The organism is Streptomyces sp. NBC_01485 (assembly GCF_036227125.1).
Taxonomy (GTDB): Bacteria; Actinomycetota; Actinomycetes; order Streptomycetales; family Streptomycetaceae; genus Streptomyces.
The window spans coordinates 3661970-3685342 of the sequence record NZ_CP109435.1; the positions used below are offsets into that span (position 1 = coordinate 3661970).

Annotated in this window: 16 protein-coding genes; 9 read left to right on the forward strand and 7 right to left on the reverse strand. The window is 71.3% G+C overall.

The genetic code is table 11. The features are described 5' to 3' along the window. Nucleotides 1-51: 51 nt before the first annotated feature. The 3 genes from OG352_RS16790 (at nucleotide 52) to OG352_RS16800 (ending at nucleotide 5385) form a co-directional block, all read left to right on the forward strand. Nucleotides 52-2295, forward strand: coding sequence for a bifunctional glycosyltransferase/CDP-glycerol:glycerophosphate glycerophosphotransferase (locus tag OG352_RS16790; protein WP_329217843.1), 2244 nt, complete (start codon nucleotides 52-54; stop codon nucleotides 2293-2295). Nucleotides 2296-2300: 5 nt separating this feature from the next. Beyond that, nucleotides 2301-4565: a bifunctional glycosyltransferase/CDP-glycerol:glycerophosphate glycerophosphotransferase gene (locus OG352_RS16795; RefSeq protein WP_329217844.1), complete on the forward strand. Its 2265-nt coding sequence runs from the start codon at nucleotides 2301-2303 to the stop codon at nucleotides 4563-4565. A 91-nt stretch (nucleotides 4566-4656) separates the two neighbouring features. Beyond that, entirely contained in the window at nucleotides 4657-5385 is a 729-nt protein-coding gene (locus OG352_RS16800) for a hypothetical protein (RefSeq protein ID WP_329217845.1), read from the forward strand. 45 nt (nucleotides 5386-5430) lie between these two features. On the opposite strand, the gene OG352_RS16805 is transcribed toward OG352_RS16800, so the two are convergent. Continuing rightward, nucleotides 5431-5844 carry an organic hydroperoxide resistance protein gene (locus tag OG352_RS16805; protein ID WP_329217847.1) on the reverse strand — a complete coding sequence of 138 codons (414 nt, stop codon included), beginning with the start codon at nucleotides 5842-5844 and terminating at the stop codon, nucleotides 5431-5433. Nucleotides 5845-5964: 120 nt separating this feature from the next. On the opposite strand from OG352_RS16805, the gene OG352_RS16810 reads away from it, so the two are divergent. Beyond that, on the forward strand, nucleotides 5965-6462 hold the full coding sequence (locus tag OG352_RS16810) for a MarR family winged helix-turn-helix transcriptional regulator (RefSeq protein ID WP_329217849.1): 498 nt from the start codon (nucleotides 5965-5967) through the stop codon (nucleotides 6460-6462). Here the strand turns inward: OG352_RS16810 and OG352_RS16815 are convergent. After that, nucleotides 6410-7990 (reverse strand): glycosyltransferase family 39 protein, encoded by a 1581-nt coding sequence (locus tag OG352_RS16815; protein ID WP_329217850.1) that lies wholly within the window; start codon nucleotides 7988-7990, stop codon nucleotides 6410-6412. The two genes, OG352_RS16810 and OG352_RS16815, sit on opposite strands and share 53 nt — an antisense overlap. A gap of 124 nt (nucleotides 7991-8114) precedes the next feature. Here OG352_RS16815 and OG352_RS16820 point away from each other — a divergent pair, with 124 nt between their 5' ends. Further along, entirely contained in the window at nucleotides 8115-9089 is a 975-nt protein-coding gene (locus OG352_RS16820) for an ADP-ribosylglycohydrolase family protein (protein ID WP_329217851.1), read from the forward strand. 82 nt (nucleotides 9090-9171) lie between these two features. On the opposite strand, the gene OG352_RS16825 is transcribed toward OG352_RS16820, so the two are convergent. Further along, a complete protein-coding gene (locus OG352_RS16825) occupies nucleotides 9172-9819 on the reverse strand; it encodes a TetR/AcrR family transcriptional regulator (protein ID WP_329217852.1) in 648 nt (215 codons plus the stop codon). Between the two features lie 171 nt (nucleotides 9820-9990). Here OG352_RS16825 and OG352_RS16830 point away from each other — a divergent pair, with 171 nt between their 5' ends. Continuing rightward, nucleotides 9991-10908, forward strand: a complete 918-nt coding sequence (locus tag OG352_RS16830) for an ABC transporter permease (RefSeq protein WP_329217854.1) — start codon at nucleotides 9991-9993, stop codon at nucleotides 10906-10908. Further along, nucleotides 10901-11731, forward strand: a complete 831-nt coding sequence (locus OG352_RS16835; RefSeq protein ID WP_329217856.1) for an ABC transporter ATP-binding protein — start codon at nucleotides 10901-10903, stop codon at nucleotides 11729-11731. Before OG352_RS16830 ends, OG352_RS16835 begins: the two co-directional genes overlap by 8 nt. 124 nt (nucleotides 11732-11855) lie before the next feature. On the opposite strand, the gene OG352_RS16840 is transcribed toward OG352_RS16835, so the two are convergent. Beyond that, complete coding sequence (locus OG352_RS16840) at nucleotides 11856-16811, reverse strand: NAD-glutamate dehydrogenase (protein WP_329217858.1); 4956 nt, start codon at nucleotides 16809-16811, stop codon at nucleotides 11856-11858. A 619-nt stretch (nucleotides 16812-17430) separates the two neighbouring features. Here OG352_RS16840 and OG352_RS16845 point away from each other — a divergent pair. After that, the gene (locus tag OG352_RS16845) at nucleotides 17431-17997 is read left to right on the forward strand and encodes a DJ-1/PfpI family protein (protein WP_329217859.1); all 567 of its coding nucleotides are present in this window, start codon (nucleotides 17431-17433) and stop codon (nucleotides 17995-17997) included. Between the two features lie 97 nt (nucleotides 17998-18094). Here OG352_RS16845 and OG352_RS16850 read toward each other — a convergent pair whose 3' ends face one another. Further along, nucleotides 18095-18769: an HAD family hydrolase gene (locus OG352_RS16850; protein ID WP_329217860.1), complete on the reverse strand. Its 675-nt coding sequence runs from the start codon at nucleotides 18767-18769 to the stop codon at nucleotides 18095-18097. Nucleotides 18770-18857: 88 nt separating this feature from the next. Further along, on the reverse strand, nucleotides 18858-19373 hold the full coding sequence (locus tag OG352_RS16855; protein ID WP_329217862.1) for a DUF6912 family protein: 516 nt from the start codon (nucleotides 19371-19373) through the stop codon (nucleotides 18858-18860). Nucleotides 19374-19710: 337 nt separating this feature from the next. Between OG352_RS16855 and OG352_RS16860 the strand changes: the two genes are divergently transcribed. Next, nucleotides 19711-20331 (forward strand): Rv3235 family protein, encoded by a 621-nt coding sequence (locus OG352_RS16860; RefSeq protein ID WP_329217863.1) that lies wholly within the window; start codon nucleotides 19711-19713, stop codon nucleotides 20329-20331. A 212-nt stretch (nucleotides 20332-20543) separates the two neighbouring features. Here OG352_RS16860 and secA read toward each other — a convergent pair whose 3' ends face one another. Beyond that, complete coding sequence (secA, locus tag OG352_RS16865) at nucleotides 20544-23360, reverse strand: preprotein translocase subunit SecA (protein WP_329217864.1); 2817 nt, start codon at nucleotides 23358-23360, stop codon at nucleotides 20544-20546. Nucleotides 23361-23373 lie beyond the last annotated feature (13 nt).

A 23373-nucleotide genomic window follows, 5' to 3' on the forward strand; every position in this document is an offset into this window, starting at 1 on the left:
TTCCGACGCCTTCCGGCAGAGAAATCAAGACACAGACAGAGAAAGAGCAGCATGCCCCGCTTCAGCATCATCGTCGCGTCCCATGGGGACGGGGGTCCCCCCGGTCGAGCGGCCACGAGACCGGGGGAGGGCCGGCTGTCCCTGGCGCTGGACTCCGTCCTCGCCCAGTCCTTCGCCGACTTCGAGCTGATCCCGGTCGGCGACGCGCCCGACGCCGTCGCCACGGCCGTCGCCGACCGGTACGCGGAGCGCGACTCCCGGGTGCGGCCGGCGCAGTCGCCGCCCGCGGCGGGTCTCGCCGGGGCGCGCAACGCGGGGCTGCGGGCGGCGGGCGGCGCATACGTGCTGTTCCTCGACGGCGACGACACCCTCGCCCCGGGCGCCCTGACGGCGCTGGACGCACGGCTGACCGAGACCGGCGACGTGGACGTCCTGTACACCGAGCACGAGCGCGTCCCCTGGTGGGAGGGCGAGCCGGCCAACCCGGCGGCCCCGCTGCTGGCGAAGACCCCGACGGGCGCGTTCTCCCCCTTCGAGGCCCCCCAGGTGACCGGGGTGCACCTGCCGGTGTGGGGCACCGCCTACCGGCGCTCCTTCCTCACCGAGCACCAACTCGCCTTCCCCGACGGCAACTTCACGGACGTCGGCTTCGGCGGCCTGGTCACCGTGTACGCCGAGCGCGTCGCGACCCTGCGGTCGGTCGTCGTACGGCACCTGCTACGGCGGCAGGGCGACCCGCTGAACCTGCCGGGCGAGCACCACATGGAGCTGCTGGACCGCGCCGACGAGGTGCTGACCCGGGCGGGCGAGGTCGCGCTGTCCGAGGACCGGTCGGGGCCGCTGTTCGAGCAGCTCTTCGCGGCCGTCCTGAAGACCGCCGCGCATCCGGCCCGGCTGTCCGGGCGCCGCCGCCGGGCCTTCTTCCGGCGCGCGGGCCGGCTGTACCGGCGCCACCGGCCGGCCGGTTTCCGCAGGCCTGGCGGGAGTCTCGGGGTGCAGCACCGGCTGCTGGCGGCCGGCGCGTACACCGCGTTCCGCGCGCTGCGCGACGCCAACCGCAGGGCGTCCGCGGCCGGCCGGCGCGTCCCGCGCGCCCGGGGCCTGCGCACCCGCCTGTACTACCGGCGTCAACTGCGCCGCCGTATCGACCCCGACCTCGCGGTGTTCTGCGCCTACTGGGGCCGCGGCTACGCCTGCAACCCGGCCGCGATCCACGCCAAGACCGCCGAACTCGCCCCGCACATCCGCTCGGTGTTCCTCGTCGAGTCCGACCAGGTGCACGCGCTGCCCGAGGGCGTCGACCACGCCGTGATCGGCAGCCGCCGCTACTGGCAGGTGCTGGCCCGCGCCAAGTACCTGGTCAACAACGCCAACTTCGAAGGGGCCGTCGTCAAACGCCCCGGCAGCGTCCATCTGTCGACGCAGCACGGCACCCCGCTGAAGCGGATGGGCGTCGAGCAGGCCGAGTACCCGGTGGTCGCCGCCGCCACCGGAAGCTTCGACCGGCTGCTCGCCCGGGTCGACCGCTGGGACTACAACCTCAGCTCCAACCGGCTCTCCACCGAGGTGTGGGAGCGGTCCTTCCCGTCCTCGTACGAGATGCTCGAGTACGGCTATCCGCGCAACGACGTCTACTACACGGCGACGGCGGACGACGTGCGCCGCGTCCGCGAGCGGCTCGGGATCCCGGCCGGCCGGACGGCGCTGCTGTACGCGCCGACGCACCGCGACCACCAGAGCGGCTTCCACGCACAGCTCGACGTCGAGGCGCTGTGCGAGGCCCTCGGGGACGACTTCGTGGTCCTGCTGCGCGCCCACTACTTCTACGACGACGACCGCGACCGGCCGCGCGACGAGCGGATCATCGACGTCACCGGGCACCGCTCGTCCGAGGACGTCTGTCTCGCCGCGGACGCCCTGATCACCGACTACTCGTCGATCGTCTTCGACTACGCCAACCTCGACCGGCCGATCGTCGTGTACGCCGACGACTGGGACGTGTACCGCGAGACCCGCGGGGTCACCTTCGACTTCCTGGGCTCCGCGCCCGGTCCGGTCGCCCGCACCGCCGACGAACTGGCCGCCGTCTTCCGCTCCGGCCGCTGGGCCGACGCCGAGGCGGCCGGGCTGCGGGCCCGGTTCCGGGCCCGGTTCTGCGAGTTCGACGACGGGCGCGCCGCCGAGCGCGTCGTGCGCCGCGTGCTGCTCGGGGAACCGGCCGAGCGCATCGAGCCCGCCGTTCCGCTCGCCCGGCGCAGGCCCGCCCCCGCCGCCGTGACCTCTCCGAGGAGCTGACCTTCGTGCCCCGCTTCAGCGTCATCGTCCCTGTCTTCAAGGTGCAGGGGTTCCTTCGCGAGTGCCTCGACTCCGTGCTCGGCCAGTCCTTCGACGACCTCGAGGTGATCGCCGTCGACGACTGCTCCCCCGACGGCTGCGGAGCGATCCTCGACGAGTACGCGGCCCGCGACCCCCGGCTGCGGGCCGTCCACCTGCCGGAGAACGTGGGCCTGGGCCGCGCCCGCAACGCCGGCCTGCCGCACGCCACCGGCGACTACGTCCTCTTCCTCGACAGCGACGACCGGTACACGCCCGGCCTGCTGCGGGCGGTCGCCGACCGGCTCGACGTGACCGGCGACCCCGACATCCTCGTCTTCGACCACGTTCGCACCCACTGGTGGGGCCGCGCGGGCCGCAGCGACGCCGCCGACCTCTTCGAACAGGCCGGCACCGACACCTTCGACCTGCGCACGAACCCCGAGTACCTGGGGCTGTTCCTGGTCGCCTGGAACAAGGCCTACCGCCGGGACTTCTTCCTCGGGCACGGCTTCCGGTACCGGCCGGGGCTGTACGAGGACGCCCCCGTCACCTATCAGACGATGGTCACGGCGGAGCGGATCGCCTGTCTGGACCGGGTGGGCGTCGAGTACCGGCAGCGGCGGCAGGGCGCGATCACCCGCACCCCAGGACGCAAGCACTTCGACATCTTCGACCAGTACGAGGGACTCTTCGCCTTCCTCGCCGAGCGGCCCGGCCTGGACTGGGCCCGGCCGCTGCTGTTCGAACGGGCCCTGGACCACATGCTGTTCACCGTGGCCCGCCCGGAACGGGTGCTGCGGGGCGACCGGCGGGAGTTCCACCGGCGGATCCGGGCGTTCTACCGCACGCACGTGCCGCCCGGCTTCGTCCCGCCGCCGGAGTCCCGCCGTACGGAGATCCGGCTGCTGGCCCTCGCCCCCTACTCCGCCCACCGCGGCCTCGGCGCGCTGCGCGGCGCGGGCCGGGCGGCCGGGCGCAGGACGCGCAGGACACGGGACCTGGTGGTCCGGCGCCTCAAGCGGTGCTGGTACCGGATCCAGTTGCGGCGGCCCCTCGACCCGGGGCTCGCCGTGTACTCCGCCGGACACAGCCGCGCCGTGAACGGCGACCCCCACGCGATCCACTCCCGCGCCGCCGAGCTGGCGCCGCAGGTGCGGGGCGTGTGGGTGGTGCGGCCCGACGCGGTGGGGCTGGTGCCGCCGGGCACGGAGTACGTGACGACGGGATCCTGGCGCTACTACCGGGTGATGGCCCGCGCGGGGCACTGGATCAACGACTGCAACTGGGCCGGTGACCTGGTGAAACGCCCCGGTTCCGTGCACGTCCAGACGCACCGGGGCACGCCGCTGAAGTACATGGCCCTGGACCTCCTGGACCGGCCGGGCGCCCGGCACGGCACCAACGTCCGCGGCATGCTGCGGCGCAGCGACCGGTGGGACGTCAGCCTGGTCGCGAACCGGCACTCGGAGGAGATCTGGCAGCGGGCCTACCCCTGTCACTTCACGTCGCTGCGCAGCGGCAGCCCGCGCAACGACGTCCTGGTGCGGGGCGGGGAGGCGCGGGCGGCCGAGGTGCGTGAGCGGCTGGGGGCGGGGCCGGCCGAGACGGTCGTGCTGTACGCGCCGACGCCGCGCGACTACCGCAGGGGCCGCCATGTCGGGCGGGTCGGCCTGGAGGCGCTGGCGGCGTCGCTCGGCCCCGGGCACCGGCTGCTGGTGCGCCTGCACCCCGGTCTGGCCCGACATCACGAGAGGGCGCTGCTGCTGCGTGACCTGCACCGGCGGGGCGTGCTGACCGACGTCACGGACGAGCCGCACGTCGAGGACGTCCTGCTGGCCAGCGACGCCCTGATCACCGACTACGCGGCGCTGATGTTCGACTACGCGAACCTGGACCGGCCGATCGTGATCCACGCCGACGACTGGGCGGCCTACCGGGCGGCCCGGGGCGCCTACTTCGACATCACCGCCGAGCCGCCGGGACACGTCACACGCTCCGACGAGGAACTGGCGAAGGTGTTCACCTCCGGCGCCTGGCGCGACACCGAGTCGACCCGGCTGCGGGCGGCGTTCCGGGAGCGGTTCTGCGAGTACGACGACGGGCGGGCCGCGGAACGCGTCGTCCGGCGGATCCTGCTGGGCGAGACACCGGACACGAAGGGTGGCGGCGGGGTCGTCGACGGTGACGGCGGGGTCGTCCGTATCCCGGCGGCCGTCGACCGTTCGGCGCGCCTGCCGGAGTACAGCTGACCTGCGTTCGGCGGGAGGCGGACGGGTTTCCTTCGGGGCCGTCGGCCTAGCCCGCCGGGAACAAGACTCCGCGAGGGGCAAAATGCGTGGAATGCGCACCACTGCCCGTCTCTTCCGGCATCCGACGCCGTACCAGTTCTTCGGAACCCTGGTCTGGCTGGCGATGTCCCTCGCGTACTGGCGGGACCCGCTGTGCCGCGCGGCGGTGACCGGCCCGGTCAACCTGCTGGTGCTGCTGACCGGGATCGGCCGCTTCACGCGCGTCCTGACGGACCGTCGCCGGGCCGCGGTGCTGGTCCTGCTCGTCCTGGCGCTGCTGTGGGGCGGCGACCCGTCCTGGTCCGACGGCGACCTCGGTCGTCCGTCGACACTGGCCGTCGGGCTGACCTGCTGGGCCTGGGCGGGGACGGCCACGCGCGCGGGGGCGGTGCGCTGCCCGGTCCGGTACGTCGGTCCGAGCGGCCTGCGGAGCTGCTGGGGGTACGCGTGGCTCGGCGCGCTGTACGCGCTGATCCTGATGCTGCACCCGGTGACGTTCGCCGCGGCGGCGGTCGGGGCGGTGGCGCTGGTCGCCGGGTGGGAACGGGACCGGCGGCCGGCCGTGCTGAGCCGGTGGGCGCTCACGGCGGCGGTGCCGTCGACGGCGGCGTACTTCCGGCCGTACGTCGACGCGCTCGCCCTGGCGGCCGGGGACCCCGGTGCGGGACTGACGCCCGAGCGGCTGCCCCTCGGGGTGCCCGGGCACTTCTGGCTGGTGCTGCTCGGCGTGCCCGCGCTGTGGCTGCGGGCGTGGCGGGCGAAGCGTACGGCGGGACACTGACCGCGTGTCCCGCCGGCGCCGAGGTGTGTGCCGAGTGGCGAGGGACTACTCGATGACGAGGTCGACCTCGATGTTGCCGCGGGTGGCGTTGGAGTAGGGGCAGACCTGGTGGGCCTGCTCGACGAGCTTGCGGCCGGCCGCCTCGTCCACGCTGTCGGGCAGCTCCACGCGCAGCGTGACCTTCAGCGCGAAGCCCTCGCCCTGCTTGCCTATGCCGACCTCGGCGGTCACCGCGGCGTCGCTGACGTCCACCTTCGCGGCGCGGCCGACGAGGCCCAGGGCGCTGCCGAAACAGGCGGCGTAACCGGCGGCGAACAGCTGCTCCGGGTTGGTGCCCTGCCCGTTGCCGCCGAGCTCCGCGGGCATGGCCAGCGCGAGGTCGATCTTGCCGTCGGAGGAGACGGCGCGGCCCTCGCGGCCGTGCGTGGCGGTGGCGACAGCGGTGTAGAGCGCGTCCATGGAAAACCATCCCTCTCAGATCACGTTCCGGCGGCCCGGTCCGGCCGCCTGACGGGGGTAAGTAGAGCACACAATTAAATTGGGCACAACTAAGTTGTGGATACGGGCTACCCTGGAGACATGACCGCCCCGCTGCCAGCCGTCGGCCCGGAGAACGCCACGGAGAACTGGCTCCGTCTGGACCACCAGATCTGCTTCTCCCTGCACGCCGCGTCGCGCGCCTTCAACGGCGTCTACCGCGTGATCCTCAAGGATCTGGGGGTCACCTATCCGCAGTACCTGGTCCTGCTGGTCCTCTGGGAGGAGGGCCCGCTGCCCGTCAAGAAGCTGGGCGAACACCTGCGCCTGGACTCCGGCACGCTCTCGCCGCTCCTCAAGCGCCTGGAGGCGGCCGGTCTGGTACGGCGCGAGCGCAGCGCCCGCGACGAGCGCTCGGTGGAGATCCGGCTGACCGAGGAGGGCACGTCCCTGCGCGACCGCGCCCTGGAGGTCCCCCGCAGAATCCTCACCGCCACCGGCTTCGATCCCGGCGAGATCGGCGCCCTGCGCGAGCGCCTGGACGAACTCACGGCGGCCCTGGACGCGGCGGCCTCGGAGGAGACGCCGGGGAGCCGGTAAGCGGGACGGCGGCGGTCGGGGTGGTAGTGGCCTGGGCGCCGGTCGCCGGGCGGCGGATGTAGAGGCGCAGGGCCACGCCGGGGCGGTCGTACTCCCAGCTGGGGGTGAAGCCTTCCGCCACGGTCAGGAGCTTGGCGCGCTCGGTCGGGTCGCCCGGGAACCAGCGGGAGCGCAGCGCGTACGGCTCGGCGACGACCCACAGCCTGCTCACCGCGGCCAGCCTGCGGCGCAGTTCCCGGGGGCCGACCTCGCGGCCGTACAGCGTGCCGGACTGGGCGCCGGGCACCTTCAGCGCCAGGTCCCGCGCCCCCTGGAACCCCTTCGGGTACGCGAGCGCGGCGCGCCGGCCGAGCGACGGCAGGAACAGCACCGGGTCGCCGGGGCGGACCTCGCGCGTGGCCAGGGCGGAGACGGCGGCGAGGTTGTCGGGGCGGTGGGCGAGGGTGCGGTACTGGCGGTGCAGCGGGAGCAGGTCGAGGAAGACGAGGGCGACGACCGAGGCGCCCGCCGCGGTGATCGTCCACGAGCAGGACCGGCGCCTCGCGAGGCCGGCCAGCCGGTCGGCCCCGGCCGCGATCAGCAGCGGCGCCCCGGCCAGGGCGTACAGCACGTAGCGTTCGTGATACAGGGGCCTGACCTGCGAGAGCAGCATCAGCAAGGCCGGCGGGACCACCATCAGCGGCGCCATGACGACCGCCGTCCGCCCGGCCCACAGCCCCGCCGCCATCAGCACCACGCACCCCCAGAACACCACCCCCTCCGGGCCCACGGCGAAGCTCCGCAGCAACCTCTCCGCACTCTCCCGGTCCGGCACCGGCAACCACTCCACCTGCCGCGACTGCCCGTGGGAGACCAGCACCAACGGCAGCAGCACCACGACCGCCGCCCCGGCCGCACGCCCCCACCGCCACCACACGCCCCAGGACACCCGCAGCAGCGCGAGGGTGACCGCGTGGGCGCACAGCATGAACACGGCCAGCTCGTGCAGCAGGCAGGTCACGGCGACGACACCGCCGTACCGCCACCACGGCCGCCCCGCCCCGGCCCCCTCGTCCACCGCCCGCACGAGCAGCAGCGTCGCCCCCGCCGCCCCGGCGGCGACCAGCGCGTACGAGCGGCCCTCCTGGGCGTAGTGACCGGCGAGCGGGGTCACCGCGTACAGCAGGCCCGCCCACAGCCCGACCCGGCGGCCGGCCAGCCGTACACCGAGGGCGGCGACCAGGCCCGCGGTGACGGTGGCCGCGCAGACGGACGGCAGACGCAGGACGACCTCGCCCGGGTGGAGGGGCAGCACGGCGTGCATGAGGAGGTAGTACAGGCCGTGCACCGCGTCCACCCCGTGCAGCAGCCGCCAGATCTGCGGCACCGTCCGCCGCGCGACCTGGTAGGTCACGGCCTCGTCCCGCCATATGCCACCACGGTCGAGCCCCCACAGACCGACGGCGAGCATGACAACCGCGGGAACGGCGACGGCCGAGGCGCCCAGGACGCCGGCACGGCTCACCTTCTGCACACGAACACACACCACGCCGCCGATTCTGCGACGCACACCCACCCGGCACGGCGATTGACGGCGCATCAGGCATCTCATATTCACGCAATGCACTCTGTTGACGTTGTCGCGTGTCCACGCGCGCGTGCAGGATGGCCGCATGATCGATTCCGTCGGCCGTCCCATGAACGACGTCATCGCCCGCGCCGTCGGCTGTGTCGTCGGCTCCGCCGTGGGGGACGCGCTGGGCGCTCCCTTCGAGTTCGGGCCGGAGGGGGCGTTCTCGGAGCGCTTCCCGTCCGCCGGGCAGGGCGGCGAGATGTGCGGGGGCGGCGGCTGGGATCCGGGGGAGGCGACCGACGACACGCAGATGGCCGTCTTCGTCGGGGAGTCCCTGCTGGAGTGCGGCGGACTGGAACCGGCGGACGTCTTCCGGCGGTTCCAACGCTGGGCCGCCGCCGACCCCAAGGACATCGGGCTGCAGACCGAGGCGGTCCTGAGCAGCGGCGACCCCTGGGACACCGCCGCCGCGCTGCACTTCCAGACAAGTCAACGGGCGGCGGGCAACGGCTCGTTGATGCGGGCGGCCACCTCCGCCGTGTACTTCGCGCCCCACGGCCGCGGCGCCACCATGGACGCGGCCCGTCGGCTCGCCGCCCTCACCCACGGGGACCGCGCGGCCTGGGAGGGCACGGCCGTGTTCCACGAGCTGGTGCGGATCGCCCTCACGGGCGCCGACCCGCTGGCCGCGCTCCCGGAGACCCTCACCGAGGTCCACGCCGACCACCGCGAGCGCTACGCGGCCGTCCTCGCCCCGGGCTGGCACCCCGACCTGGCGACGGAGTTCAACGGAGCGGTGTGGCCCTGCCTCGGCTCCGCCGTCTGGGCGCTGCGCACGACGTCCTGCTTCGAGGACGCGGTCCGCGCGGCCGTCGACCTCGGCGGCGACACGGACACCGTCGCGGCCGTGACGGGCGGCCTCGCCGGGGCGGTGTACGGCATCGACGGCGTCCCCCGGCGCTGGACGACCGCCCTGCACGTCCCGCTACCGGGCTCCGACGACCACCGCGTCCTGCGCCTGCCGGAACTCACGGCCCTGGCCCACGGACTGGCGGCCGGGTCCCCGATGCCCTGAGAGGGGCTGGTTCCGAGACGGGCTGGTCCTGAGACGTACTGGGAGAGCACAGCACCCAAGGCCCCTACAGCCCCCAAAGCCCCTACAGCGTCTTGATCGCCTCGGCCGTGGCCCGGGCCAGTGCTCCCAGGTAGCCCTTGGGCAGTTTCGGGCTGCGGATCACCACCGAGCGCCAGTAGAGCGGGCCCGAGATCAGGTCGAGCGCGAGCTCCTCGTTGAACCCCGCGCGGATCTCGCCGCGCTCCTGCGCCGCCGCCACGATCTTCAGGGCGACCCCCTCCTGCCCCTCCTTCAGCGCCTTCTGCAGCGCCTCGGCGATGTCGGGGTTGCGGGCCGCCTCGGCCTGGAGATCCGGGATGATCTGCGAGGCCACGGGGTGTCGCAGCGCCCGCGAGGTCACCTCGTAGAGCATGCGCAGATCGCCCTCCAGGCTGCCCGTCTCCGGGGCCGGCAGGCCCTGCACGGCGATCACCGAGACGATGTCGAGGACCAGATGCAGCTTGGAACGCCAGCGCCGGTACACGGCCGTCTTGCCCACCCCGGCACGGCGGGCGATGCCCTCGATGGACATGCGGGCGTAGCCGACGGTCGCGAGCTCCTCGAACACGGCGGCGCGGATGGCCTCCGTCACGTCCTCGCGCAGCACGGCCGCCCCCGCCGGCGCCCGGCGGCGCGGTCGCACCTGGGGTCCTTCGGCGTTCGTCGCGTTCGTCGTCATGCCGACCAGCATAGGGCGTCACGACGAAACGGTTGCGTTCCGACGTCAACTCGGCCTACTCTCACGTTGCGACGATACGGCCCCGTTCCGACGTAAGAGAAAGTAAAGAAAAGCGTAAGAAAAACGTCGGACGACTAGGGAACGGCGCCCGCACCCCCCTCCCCCCGAGTGAAAGCAGCGGATGTGAGTCAGGTCCTCCACACACCGCCCAGGACACCGGCCGACGGCCACGGCGATCTCGCTGCCCTGGCCGAGCAGTACGGCCTCACGGTCAGCGGTGCCCGTCCCCCCCTGCCGGAGTACATCCGCCAGCTCTGGGCACGCCGCCACTTCATCACCGCGTTCGCCACCGCCAAGCTCACCGCCCAGTACAGCGCGGCGAAGCTGGGCCAGGTCTGGCAGGTGATGACCCCGCTGCTGAACGCGGCGGTGTACTACTTCATCTTCGGTGTCCTGCTGGAGACCAAGAAGGGCGTGGCGGACTTCATCCCCTTCCTGGTCACGGGCGTGTTCGTCTGGACGTTCACGCAGAGCTCGATCATGGCGGGCACCCGGGCCATCGGCGGCAGCATCGGCCTGGTGCGGGCCCTGCACTTCCCCCGCGCCGCACTGCCGATCTCGTTCTGTCTCCAGCAGCTCCAGCAACTGCTGTTCTCGATGGGCGCCCTGCTGATCATCCTGTTCGCGGTGGGCGTGCCGCCGGCCCTGTCCTGGCTGCTGGTCTTCCCTGCCCTCGCGCTGCAGTTCGTCTTCAACGCGGGCGTCTCGATGATCCTGGCCCGGCTCGGCGCGAACACCCCGGACATCGCCCAGCTGATGCCGTTCATCCTGCGCACCTGGATGTACATCTCGGGTGTCATGTGGAGCATCGACAACCTCATCGGCAAGCACCACGGCATGCCATCCTGGGTCGCGGACCTGCTGCGGGCCAACCCCGCCGCGGTCTACATCGACCTGATGCGCTTCGCGCTGATCGACAGCTTCCACGCCAGCCAGTTGCCGCCGCACGTGTGGCTGGTCGCGACCGGCTGGGCGCTGCTCGCCGGCGTCGGCGGCTTCATCTACTTCTGGAAGGCTGAGGAGACGTACGGCCGTGGCTGACAACACCGAGACCGAGGCGCGCACCGCGCCCGCCGAGCCCTTCGACGAGCGCGCCCCCACCGTCGTCGCGGACGGCGTCGACATCATCTACCGGATCAACGGCACCGGCAGCGGCCGGGGCAGCGCGACCGCCGCCCTCAACCGCATCCTGCGCCCCAAGCAGGCCGAGAAGGCCGCCGGCATGCGGATCGTGCACGCCGTCAAGAAGGTCTCCTTCGTCGCCTACAAGGGCGAGGCGATCGGCCTGATCGGCACCAACGGCTCCGGCAAGTCGACCCTCCTCAAGGGCATCGCGGGCCTCCAGCCGGTGGAGAACGGCAAGATCTACACCGACGGCCAGCCCTCCCTCCTCGGCGTCAACGCGGCCCTGATGGGCGACCTGACCGGCGAGCGCAACGTCTACCTCGGCGGCCTGGCCATGGGCATGACGCGCGAGCAGATCAAGGAGCGCTACCAGGAGATCGTCGACTTCTCCGGCATCAACGAGAAGGGCGACTTCATCTCCCTGCCGATGCGCACCTACTCCTCCGGCATGGGCTCCCGGCTGCGCTTCTCCATCGCCGCCGCCAAGGACCACGACGTCCTCCTCATCGACGAGGCCCTGTCGACCGGTGACGCACGGTTCCAGGCGCGTTCGGCGGAGCGCATCCAGGAGATGCGCCGGCACGCAGGAACCGTCTTCCTGGTCAGCCACAGCAACGCCGCGATCCGCGACACCTGCGACCGCGTGCTGTGGCTGGAGCGCGGCGAACTGCGCATGGACGGCCTCACCGAAGAGGTCCTCCAGGCCTACGAGGCGTTCACCTCCGGCAAGAAGAAGTAGCCGGCACGGCCCGGTACGCGGTCGGCACACGACGAGAAGGGCGCCCCCCGATGGTTCGGGGGGCGCCCTTTTGTCGTACCTGAGACCGGGCCCTACCGCCTGACCGGCCTACCGCCCGACCGGCCTACGAATGCGTCCGCAGCAGCGTCCGCATCGTCCGCATCGCCACCGACAGGTTGGCCAGGTCGAACGTCTCCGAGCTCTGGATCTCCTCCAGCGTGGTGCGCGCCCGGCCCAGGATCGCCGCGTTCTTCTCCTCCCACGCCTTGAAGCGCTGCTCGGGCGTCGAGGTGCCGTTGCCGACGGCCAGGACGTCCGCGGCCACCGCCGCGTGGGCCGCGTACAGGTCCTCGCGGATGGAGGCGCGGGCCATGGACTGCCAGCGGTCGGCGCGCGGCAGGTCGATGATGCGGTCCATCAGCTGGGTGATGCGCAGCCGGTCGGCGAGGTCGTAGTAGACGTCGGCGACGTCCAGCGGGTCCCGGCCCATGCGGTCGGCCACCGACACGATGTCCAGCGCCGGGAACGCCGACGAGAACCCGGCCACCCGGGTGGCCAGCTCGTCCGGGACGCCCCCGTCGGTCAGCTCGTCGTAGATCTTCTGCCACCACTCCAGATCCGCGCCGCGCATCAGCTTCGTCAACTGCCCCCACACCTGCTCGACGCGCTCGGCGAAGAACTCGACGGTCTCGGCCAGCTGCAGCGGCTGCGGCCGGTTGTTGAGCAGCCAGCGCGTGCCGCGCTCGACGAGCCGCCGCGAGTGCAGCCGGATCCGGGTCTGCACGGCGGCCTCGACCCGGTTGTCGAGGGCCTCCACCGCGTCCCACACCGGGGCCGCGCGGAAGATCGCCCGGGCCGCGGTCTGGGCCCGCACGATCTCCTCCAGCGAGGCGCCCGTCTCCTCCCGCAGCCGGTGCAGATACGTCGTACCGCCCGTGTTGACCGTGTCGTTGACCAGGACGGTCGTGGTGATCTCGCGGCGCAGCGGGTGGCTGTCGATGCCCTCGGGGAACCGCTCGCGCAGCGCCGTCGGGAAGTACGCGTGCAGCAGACCGCGCAGGTAGTCGTCGTCGGGCAGCGAGGTGTGCAGCAGCTCGTCCGACACCGTGATCTTCGTGTACGCCAGCAGGACGGCCGTCTCCGGGCTGGACAGGCCCTGGCCGGCGCCGAGCCGCTCGCGGATCTGCCGGTCGGTGGGCAGGAACTCCAGGGCCCGGTCCAGGTGCCGCTCCCTGACCAGGTGGCGCATGAAGCGCTGCTGGGCGTGGAGCATGTCCTTGGACTGGAAGAGGGCGTTGGCGATCGCCGTGTTCTGCGCGTAATTGTTGCGCAGGACGAGTCCGCCGACCTCGTCGGTCATCTCCGCGAGCACCTTGTTGCGCTGCTTGACGGTCATGTCGCCCTCGGCGACCAGGCCGTTGAGCAGGATCTTGATGTTCACCTCGTGGTCGGAGGTGTCCACGCCCGCGCTGTTGTCGATGGCGTCCGTGTTGATCCCGCCGCCGCTGCGGGCGAACTCGATCCGCCCGAGCTGGGTCAGCCCCAGGTTGCCGCCCTCGCCGACGACCTTGACCCGCAGGTCGGCGCCGTCCACCCGGATCGGGTCGTTGGCCTTGTCGCCGACGTCGGCGTTCGACTCCGTACCCGACTTGACGTACGTGCCGATGCCGCCGTTCCACAGCAGGTCCACCGGCGCCCGCAGGATCGCCTTCATCAGGTCGGCCGGGGTCAGCTTGTTGACGCCCGCCTCGATGCCGAGCGCCTCGCGGACGTGCGCGCCGACCGGGATCGCCTTCGCCGTACGCGGGAAGATCCCGCCGCCGGCCGACAGCAGGCCGGTGTCGTAGTCGGCCCAACTGGAGCGGGGCAGCTCGAACAGGCGGCGGCGCTCGGCGTAGGAGGTCGCCGCGTCCGGGACGGGGTCGATGAAGATGTGCCGGTGGTCGAAGGCGGCGACCAGGCGGATGTGCTCGGAGAGCAGCATGCCGTTGCCGAACACGTCACCGGACATGTCGCCGATGCCGACGACCGTGAAGTCCTCGGCCTGCGTGTTCACGCCCCGCTCCCGGAAGTGCCGCTTCACGGACTCCCAGGCGCCGCGGGCTGTGATGCCCATGCCCTTGTGGTCGTAGCCGGCCGAACCGCCGGAGGCGAAGGCGTCCCCGAGCCAGAAGTCGTACGACTGCGCGACCTCGTTGGCGATGTCGGAGAACGTCGCCGTGCCCTTGTCGGCGGCGACCACGAGATAGGTGTCGTCCTCGTCGTGCCGGACGACGCCGGACGGCGGCACGACCTCCCCGCCGACCATGTTGTCGGTGATGTCCAGGAGCGCCGAGATGAACGTCTTGTAGCTGGAGATGCCCTCGGCCAGCCACGCGTCGCGGTCCACGGCCGGGTCGGGCAGCTGCTTGGCGACGAAGCCGCCCTTGGCGCCGACCGGCACGATGACGGTGTTCTTCACCATCTGCGCCTTGACCAGGCCGAGCACCTCGGTGCGGAAGTCCTCCCGCCGGTCGGACCAGCGCAGACCACCGCGCGCGACCTTCCCGAACCGCAGGTGCACGCCCTCCACCTGCGGCGAGTACACCCAGATCTCGAACGCGGGCCGGGGCGCCGGCAGGTCGGGGATGACCTGCGGGTCGAACTTCATGGACACGTAGTCGTGCGGACGGCCGTCCGCGCGCTCCTGGAAGAAGTTCGTGCGCAGGGTCGCCTTGATGACGGTCAGGAAGGACCGCAGGATCCGGTCCTCGTCGAGCGAGGCCACCTGGTCGAGCGCGGCGTCGAGCTCCTCGAGCAGCGCGTCGACGATCTCGAGCCCGGCACGCTGCCGGTCGGGCGACATACGCGCCTCGAACAACGACACCAGCAGCCGGGTGGTGTGGACATTGGTGCGGAGGGTGTCCTCCATGTAGTCCTGGCTGAACGTGGACCCGGCCTGGCGCAGGTACTTGGCGTACGCGCGCAGCACCATCGCCTGCCGCCAGTTCAGCCCGGCGCCCAGCACCAGCGCGTTGAACCCGTCGTTCTCCGCCTTGCCGGTCCAGGTCGCGGAGAACGCCTCCTGGAACCGCTCACGCCCGTCGTCCCCGAGGAAGTCGCCGCCGGGACCGGCCAGCGACCTGGGGATGCGCAGCCCGAAGTCGTAGATCCAGGCGTTGCTGCGGTCCGTGCAGCGCAGCTCGTACGGCCGCTCGTCGATCACCTCGACGCCGAGCCGGCTGAGGACCGGCAGCACGGCCGACAGGGAGATCGCGTCGCCCTTGCGGTAGATCTTGAAGCGGCGCTCGTCGGGCGCGGCGCCCACCGGCTCGTACAGGCTCAGCGAGAAGCTCTGCTCCCCGGTGAGCCGCTCCAGGTGGACCAGGTCGGCGACCGCGGCGCGCGGCGAGTGGTCGGCCTTGTAGCCCTCGGGGAAGGCGTTGCTGAAGCGCCGCTGCAGCTCCGCGGCCCGCTCCTCGCCGCACTCGGCGTTCAGCGCCTCACCGAAGGCGTCGGCCCAGGACCGGGCGGCCTCGACGAGCCGCGCCTCGATGTGGTCCTTGTCGGCGTCGGACAGCTCGGGCAGCTCGGTGCCCTGCGGGACGCGGACGACGAAGTGCAGCCGGGACAGGATCGACTCGGTGTTCCAGGCGGTGAAGTCGACGCTCGTCCCGCCCAGCTCCTCCTTGAGGATGTCGATGATCCGCAGCCGGACGCCGGTGGTGTAGCGGTCGCGGGGCAGGTAGACCAGCGCCGAGTAGTAGCGCCCGTACTCGTCCTGCCGCAGGTAGAGCCGCAGCCGCCGCCGCTCCTGCAGATACAGCACGCTGGTGACGATGGACCGCAGCTCGTCCACCGGCGTCTGGAACAGCTCGTCGCGCGGGTACGTCTCCATGATCTGGATCAGGTCGCGCCCGTCGTGACTGTTCGGCGAGAACCCGGCGCCCGTCAGCACGGCCTGCACCTTGCGCCGCACCACGGGAACCCGCCCCACGGACTCGGTGTAGGCGGCGGAGGAGAACAGCCCGAGGAACCGCCGCTCACCGACGACGTTCCCCTCCTTGTCGAACCTCTTCACACCGACGTAGTCGAGGTAGGAGGGCCGGTGCACGGTGGCCCGGCTGTTCGCCTTGGTCAGCACCAGCAGCTTGTGCTCGCGCGCCTTGGCCCGGGCGTCGGCGGGAAGCCGCTCGAAGGAGGGGCTGACGGGGTGGGTCTCCGTGTCGGTGTGATGCGGGTCGGCGCGCAGAATGCCGAGCCCGGTGCCGGGGACGGCGGCGAGGGAGTCGTCGCCCCGCAGTTGGTACTCGCGGTAGCCGAGGAAGGTGAAGTGGTCGGCGGCCAGCCAGCGCAGCAGCTCACGGGCCTCGTCGACGTCGGGCCGCGCCAGATCACCGGGGACGGGCTCCTTCGGGAGCTCGTCGGCGACCCGCAGCGCGGTCTCCCGCATCTTCTCCCAGTCCTCGACGGCCTCCCGCACGTCGGACAGGACGCGCAGCAGGTCGGCGGTGATCTGCTTCAGGTCGGCGCGGTCGCTCTCCCGGTCGATCTCGACGTGGATCCAGGACTCGATGTGCGCGTCGTGGGGAAGGTCCCCGGCCGCGGTCGCGGTGGGCGGCGCGCCGAGCACCTCGACCAGCCTGCCGGTCACATCACGCCGCACCACGATCTGCGGATGGATGACGAGATGGATCCCCCGCCCCTGCCGGGACAGCTCATTGGTGACGGAGTCGACAAGAAACGGCATGTCATCGGTGACGACCTCGACAACGGAGTGGCTGCACATCCACCCGTTCTCTTCGACGGTCGGGGTGAGGGCCCTGACGTTGGCCGTCCCCTGTGGCCGGCTCTCGGCCAGCCGGTAGTGCGAGAGTGCGGCACCGAAGACGTCGACCGGGTCACGGCCGCTGAGATCCTCCGGGGCGGTGTGCAGGTAGTAACGCTGCAGGAACGCGAGGAGGGCGGCGTGGTCCGGGGTCCCCGGAGCGCCCTCACCCGTCGTCCCAGTCGGTAGGTGCCCCCCGACCGGGCTGTTCTCAGCGACCCGCGCCGCCCTCTCGAGCAGCTCGGCCTTGGCTTCGTCCAGCTTGGTCTGCATTGTCCTCTGGCTCCTGTCGCGCGCCGTTGCGTGACGTAGAAGGAAGTACGGTCTCTTCCCCTGCGGCTCGCCGCCACGGCCCGAGGTCTCCGGGCTGCTTCGACGCTATGCCGCAAGGCGAGATGAGCGGGGGGTTATCGGCCATGTTCGACACGATCCCGGGATGTGACACTGCTCTCCGTGCCACAAGCGTCCGGGGCGAATACGACGTCCAGGGGCCCCTTGCGCCCCCGTCCCGCCCGCGCCGACCAGCGTCCACCACCCGGCCGCGGAGACGATCCGCACACACCGGGCGCAAGGCAGGGGCAACAACACCCCCGCGAACTATCGCGCTGATCACGCCACCAGGCTATCGCTCCTCCCGGGCTCCCCGTCATGAGCCGTATGTGTACAAAACAAGGGCCATAACTTTGACGTTCTGCACAGAAGCGGAGCGGGGACGACGTGTACGGGGTCAGGGATGACGTGCACGGGGCCGGGGACGACGTGGGAGAGGCGGGTCGGAAAAAGTCGACGCCGGCCCCGCCCCGCGGGACGCTGAAAGCACCCCCTCTTGGCAAGCCCGCCGCCAGGAGGCACGGTGCCCAGGACAGCGCCCTCCCGAGAGGAGCCGCCCACCATGACCACGAAAATCCTCATCGTCACCGGCGACGCAGCGGAATCCCTGGAAGTCCTCTACCCCTACCAGCGCCTCCGCGAGGAAGGCTACGAGGTCCACATCGCCGCCCCCACCCGCAAGAAGCTCCAGTTCGTCGTCCACGACTTCGAACCCGGCTTCGACACCTACACCGAGAAGCCCGGCTACACCTGGCCCGCCGACCTCGCCTTCTCCGAGGTCGACCCCGGCCAGTACGCCGCCGTCGTCATCCCCGGCGGCCGCGCCCCCGAGTACCTCCGCAACGACCCCGAACTCCGCAAGATCCTCAAGTCGTTCTTCGACGCCGACAAGCCCGTGGCCCAGATCTGCCACGGCCCCCTGCTCACCGCGGCCGCCGACGCCCTCCGCGGCCGCCACGTCACGGCGTACCCGGCCCTGGAGCTCGACATGCAGTCGGCCGGCGCCGTCTTCCAGGACGCCGAGGCAGTGGTCGACGGCACCCTGGTCTCCGCCCGCGCCTGGCCGGACCACCCGGCCTGGATGCGCGAATTCCTGACGGTACTGCGCGCAAAGGCACCGGTGACCTGACCTAACCTGACCCCAACCCGCCCCCGGCCCGATCTCCCGGCCGGCCCCCACAGGTGCGGCGCCCCAGGACGCCGCACCACCCCCGCCCGGCGAAACCCTACGCAGCCGCAGCCAACCGCCCCGCGACCTCCACCGCCTCCCCCAACGTGTCCACCACCGGCACCCCCACCCCCTCCAAGCTGGCCCGACTGTGCGACCCCCCGGTGTACAACACGGCCCGCGCCCCCACATGCAGGGCGGCCACCGCGTCGTCGGCGGCGTCCCCGATCACCACCGTGCGTGCCGGCGCGACCCCGCCCAGCGCCCGCAGGTGCCGCACCATGTGCTCGGCCTTGCTGCCCCCGGACGGCCCGGTCCGCCCGTCGACCCGCACGAAATGCGGCTCGATCCCGAACCCCCGGACCAGCGGCACGAGCTCCTCGTGCACGTACATGCTCAGCAGCGACTGGCTGTGCCCCGCCGACCGCCACCCCGCGAGCAGCTCCACCACCCCCTCGGTGAGCCCGCACCGCACCCGGTGCTCCGCGTAGTACCGGTGGAAGACCTCGTCCATGACCTCCCACTCGGCATCCGTGGGCAGCCTTCCCATCAGCCGCTCGTAGAACCTGGGCACCGGCACGCAGTACAGCGCCCGGTACCGCTCCAACGTGAGCGGCTCCAGCCCAAGCTCGGCGAACGCCGCGTTCGTCGCCCCGATGATCGCGTCATTGTCGTCGAGCAGCGTCCCGTTCCAGTCCCAGACGATGTGCGCCGCTTCCTGCTGCATCCCCATACCGGAAAACGTACCCGCCACCACTGACAATCAAGTGGCCGACCGAGGACCGCCCCGCAGCGGACGGGAAATCGGGCAAACGGCAGGCTCAGCCCCCGGACCCCACCAGGTTCGGAATCTCCTGCGTGGCGAACCACAGCAGCTCATGGTCCTCGGCGCCGTCCACGACGAACTGCGCGTCGTCGTCCCCGCCGTCCGCCGCCGCGAGCGCCTCCGCCGCGGCGGTCACGTCCGCCTCCGCGTCCCCGGCGTCGACGTGCACCGCGGCCGCCTTGCCCAGCCGCACGGCACCGCTCACCCGCACCTCGCCCAGCGCCGCCGGATCGAGCCCCCGGTCGGGGTCCGCGACGGCCGCCCGGTCGGGTACGTCGACGGCGACGACGACCCGCCGCCGCGGGGCACCCGGGTCCGCCGCGAGCAGCCGCAGCGAGGCGAGCGCGGCCCTGCTCAGCGCCGCGTACTCCAGCTCCTCGATGTCGTCGGACAGATACCACTCACGCAACCCGGGCGTGACGGCGTACGCGACGAGCGGCCCGGACCCCAGCTCCCCCGTCTTGTGCGCCTCGGCGAGACCGGGGAGGGTCAGGGGGACGTAGACGCGCATGGCTGGCCGCTTTCTTTCGTGGTCGCAGACTCGGACTCGGCACCTCGGGAGGCCGGTTCCGCGCCTCCCTGGGGGCCTTCAGGATACGTGCGGGCCCGTCCCCTTTCGGGCCCCTGCCCCTACCCCGTCAGACGTCAACCCCGAACCCCGGAACTCACCCGGCCCACCCCCACGACGCCGGGCCCTGCACCCCCTCGACCACCCCTGATAGGTGAACTTTCCGACCCCTCGCCCACTACTCCCCGCTTCCTTGCCGCCACGGACCGCGACCCCGTACAAGATCCCCAACGGCAAGTTACCGCCCGGTATGCACCGGGCCCACGGAACGGGGACACCCATGAACAAGGTCATGACGAGGACGCAGCACCACCCCGGCACCCGCCCGCCCGGCCGCCGCGACACCCGCCGCCCCACAGGCACCCCACCCCGCACCCCGAACGGCGTCACCCCTCGCCCGTCACCCCACAGCACCCGCCCACCCACCGCCCCCGGCACCACCTCCCCCACCGGCACCGCCACCCGCACCCGCCACGCCGACGGCCGCCCCGCAACCACCCAGGCCCTCACACCCCCGACCGTCCCCGCCCAAACCCCCCGCCGTCCCCTCTCCCAACCGCGCCCCACCGACCTCTTCGCCGACCGCCTCCTCGCGGTCCTGACCGGCCAACGCCCCGTCCACTTCATGCTCCGGCACACCCTCGGCCACGCCTACGACGACCTGGCCCACCTCGCCGAACGAGGCCCCTTGCGCAGCACCGCCCACAGCGCCCGTCCCGTCGTCCGCGACATCGGCTACTTCGTCCCGCGCACCGGCGCCATCGAGGCCTTCGCCCGCATCAGCGCCGGCGACCGCCTGCGCGCGATGGCCTTCCGCCTGGAACTCGGCACGGACCGCCGCTGGCGCTGCACCGCCGTGGAACTCGACGGCCCCCGCAGGCCCCACCCACAGGACGACTGAGCAGCCTCCAGGGCCACCGAACAGCACTGCCCAAGGCAAACGGGGCCACAAGCCGCGGAAAGCCCCCAGAGGCCCCAGAGGCCGCCCGCCCAACCAACCCCACGCACGCCAAAGGGCCGGGCCACCCGAAGGTGACCCGGCCCCAAAGCGGCGAAGCCGCCACAAAATCGCTGTCCCTGATCCCTACATCTGATCCCTACATCTCGGGATCCCTACTTCTTGCGGCGCCGCCCGGCCTTCGCCTGCTTGCGGCGCTCCGCGCGCGTGAGGCCGTCGGCCTCGGAGCGGACGGGCTCGTCGTCGTCACTGTCGAAGTCGCCCTCGATCGTGCCGCCCTCGCCGTCCACCGTCGGCGCCGAGAAGTGCAGCTGACGACGCTGCGGAGCGTCCAGCCCCTTGGCGCGGATCTCCGGACGCCCGCCCGACTGCGCGGGCACCACGTCCTGCTTCTCCATGTCGACCGGCTCGGCGTCCTCTACGAGAACCTCCTCGACCTGCTGCTCGACCTGGACCTCCAGGTTGAACAGGTAGCCGACGGACTCCTCCTTGATGCCGTCCATCATCGCGGAGAACATGTCGAAGCCCTCGCGCTGGTACTCGACCAGGGGGTCCTTCTGCGCCATCGCGCGCAGGCCGATGCCCTCCTGGAGGTAGTCCATCTCGTAGAGGTGCTCACGCCACTTGCGGTCCAGGACCGACAGCACGACCCGCCGCTCCAGCTCACGCATGATCTCCGAGCCGAGCTGCGACTCCCGCGACTCGTACTGCTCGCGAATGTCGTCCTTGATGGACTCGGAGAGGAACTCGGCGGTCAGACCGGCCCGGTCACCGGCCGCCTCCTCCAGCTCCTCGACGGTGATCTTCACCGGGTAGAGCTGCTTGAAGGCGCCCCACAGCCGGTCCAGGTCCCAGTCCTCCGGGAAGCCCTCGGCGGTCTCCGCACCGACGTACGCGTCGATCGTGTCGTCCGTGAAGTGGTGGATCTGCTCCTGCAGGTCCTCCCCCTCCAGGACGCGGCGCCGCTCGCCGTAGATGACCTCACGCTGACGGTTGAGGACCTCGTCGTACTTCAGGACGTTCTTACGCGTCTCGAAGTTCTGCTGCTCCACCTGCGACTGCGCGGACGCGATCGCGCGCGTGACCATCTTGTTCTCGATCGGCACGTCGTCCGGCACGTTCGCCATCGACATGACGCGCTCGACCATCTGCGCCTTGAACAGCCGCATCAGGTCGTCACCAAGCGACAGGTAGAACCGGGACTCGCCCGGGTCGCCCTGACGGCCGCTACGGCCGCGCAACTGGTTGTCGATACGCCGCGACTCGTGCCGCTCGGTACCGAGGACGTAGAGCCCGCCGAGGTCCTTGACCTCCTCGAACTCCGCCTTGACCGCCTGCTCGGCCTTCTCCATTGCGGCCGGCAGGGCCGCGGCCCACTCCTCGATGTGCTCGTCGGGATCGAGGCCACGCTGACGCAGCTCCGCCTCGGCGAGGTCGTCGGGGTTGCCGCCGAGCTTGATGTCCGTACCACGGCCGGCCATGTTCGTGGCGACCGTCACAGCGCCCCTGCGGCCGGCCTGGGCGATGATCGGCGCCTCACGGTCGTGCTGCTTCGCGTTCAGCACCTCGTGCTGGATACCGCGCTTGGAGAGCTGCTGCGAGAGGTACTCGGACTTCTCGACCGACGTCGTACCGACGAGGATCGGCTGGCCCTTCTCGTGCTTCTCGGCGATGTCGTCGACGACCGCCTCGAACTTCGCGACCTCGGTGCGGTAGATCAGGTCCGACTGGTCCTTACGGACCATGGGCCTGTTCGTCGGGATCGGGACCACGCCGAGCTTGTAGATCTGGTGGAACTCGGCGGCCTCGGTCATCGCCGTACCGGTCATGCCGGACAGCTTGCCGTAGAGGCGGAAGAAGTTCTGCAGGGTGATCGTGGCGAGCGTCTGGTTCTCGTCCTTGATGTCCACCCCTTCCTTCGCCTCGATCGCCTGGTGCATGCCCTCGTTGTACCGGCGGCCGGCGAGGATACGGCCCGTGTGCTCGTCGACGATCATGACCTCGCCGTCGATGACGACGTAGTCCTTGTCCTTCTTGAAGAGCTCCTTCGCCTTGATGGCGTTGTTCAGGTAGCCCACCAGAGGCGTGTTCACCGACTCGTAGAGGTTGTCGATGCCCAGCCAGTCCTCGACCTTGGCGACACCGGACTCATGGATGGCGACCGTGCGCTTCTTCTCGTCGACGTCGTAGTCGCCCGTCTCCTCGAGACCCTTGAGGGGGTTGCCCACCTCGCCCTTCTTCAGGCGCGTCACGAGCTTGGCGAAGTCGCCGTACCACTTGGTGGCCTGGTCCGCCGGGCCGGAGATGATCAGCGGCGTACGGGCCTCGTCGACCAGGATCGAGTCGACCTCGTCGACGATGGCGAAGTTGTGGCCGCGCTGGACGAGCTCGTCCTGCGACCACGCCATGTTGTCGCGCAGGTAGTCGAACCCGAACTCGTTGTTCGTGCCGTACGTGATGTCGCACGCGTACTGCTCACGGCGCTGGGCCGGCGTCATGTTCGCCAGGATGCAGCCGACGTCCAGGCCCAGGAACTTGTGGACGCGACCCATCATCTCGGAGTCGCGCTCGGCCAGGTAGTCGTTGACCGTGATGAGGTGCACGCCGTCGCCGGAGAGGGCGTTGAGGTACGCGGGCAGCGTGCCGACGAGGGTCTTGCCCTCACCGGTCTTCATCTCGGCCACATAACCGAGGTGGAGGGCGGCACCGCCCATGAGCTGCACGTCGTAGTGGCGCTGGCCCAGCGAGCGCTTGGCGGCCTCGCGCACGGTGGCGAACGCCTCGGGCAGCAGGTCGTCCAGGCTCTCACCATCGGCGTACCGCTGCTTGTACTCATCGGTGAGGGCCCGCAGCTCGGCGTCGGAGAGGTCGACAAAGTCCTCTTCGATGGAGTTGACCTGGTCCGCGATGCGGTGCAGCTTGCGCAGGATCTTGCCTTCGCCTGCACGCATGATCTTTGAGAGGACGGACACGGGGGTTGGTCTC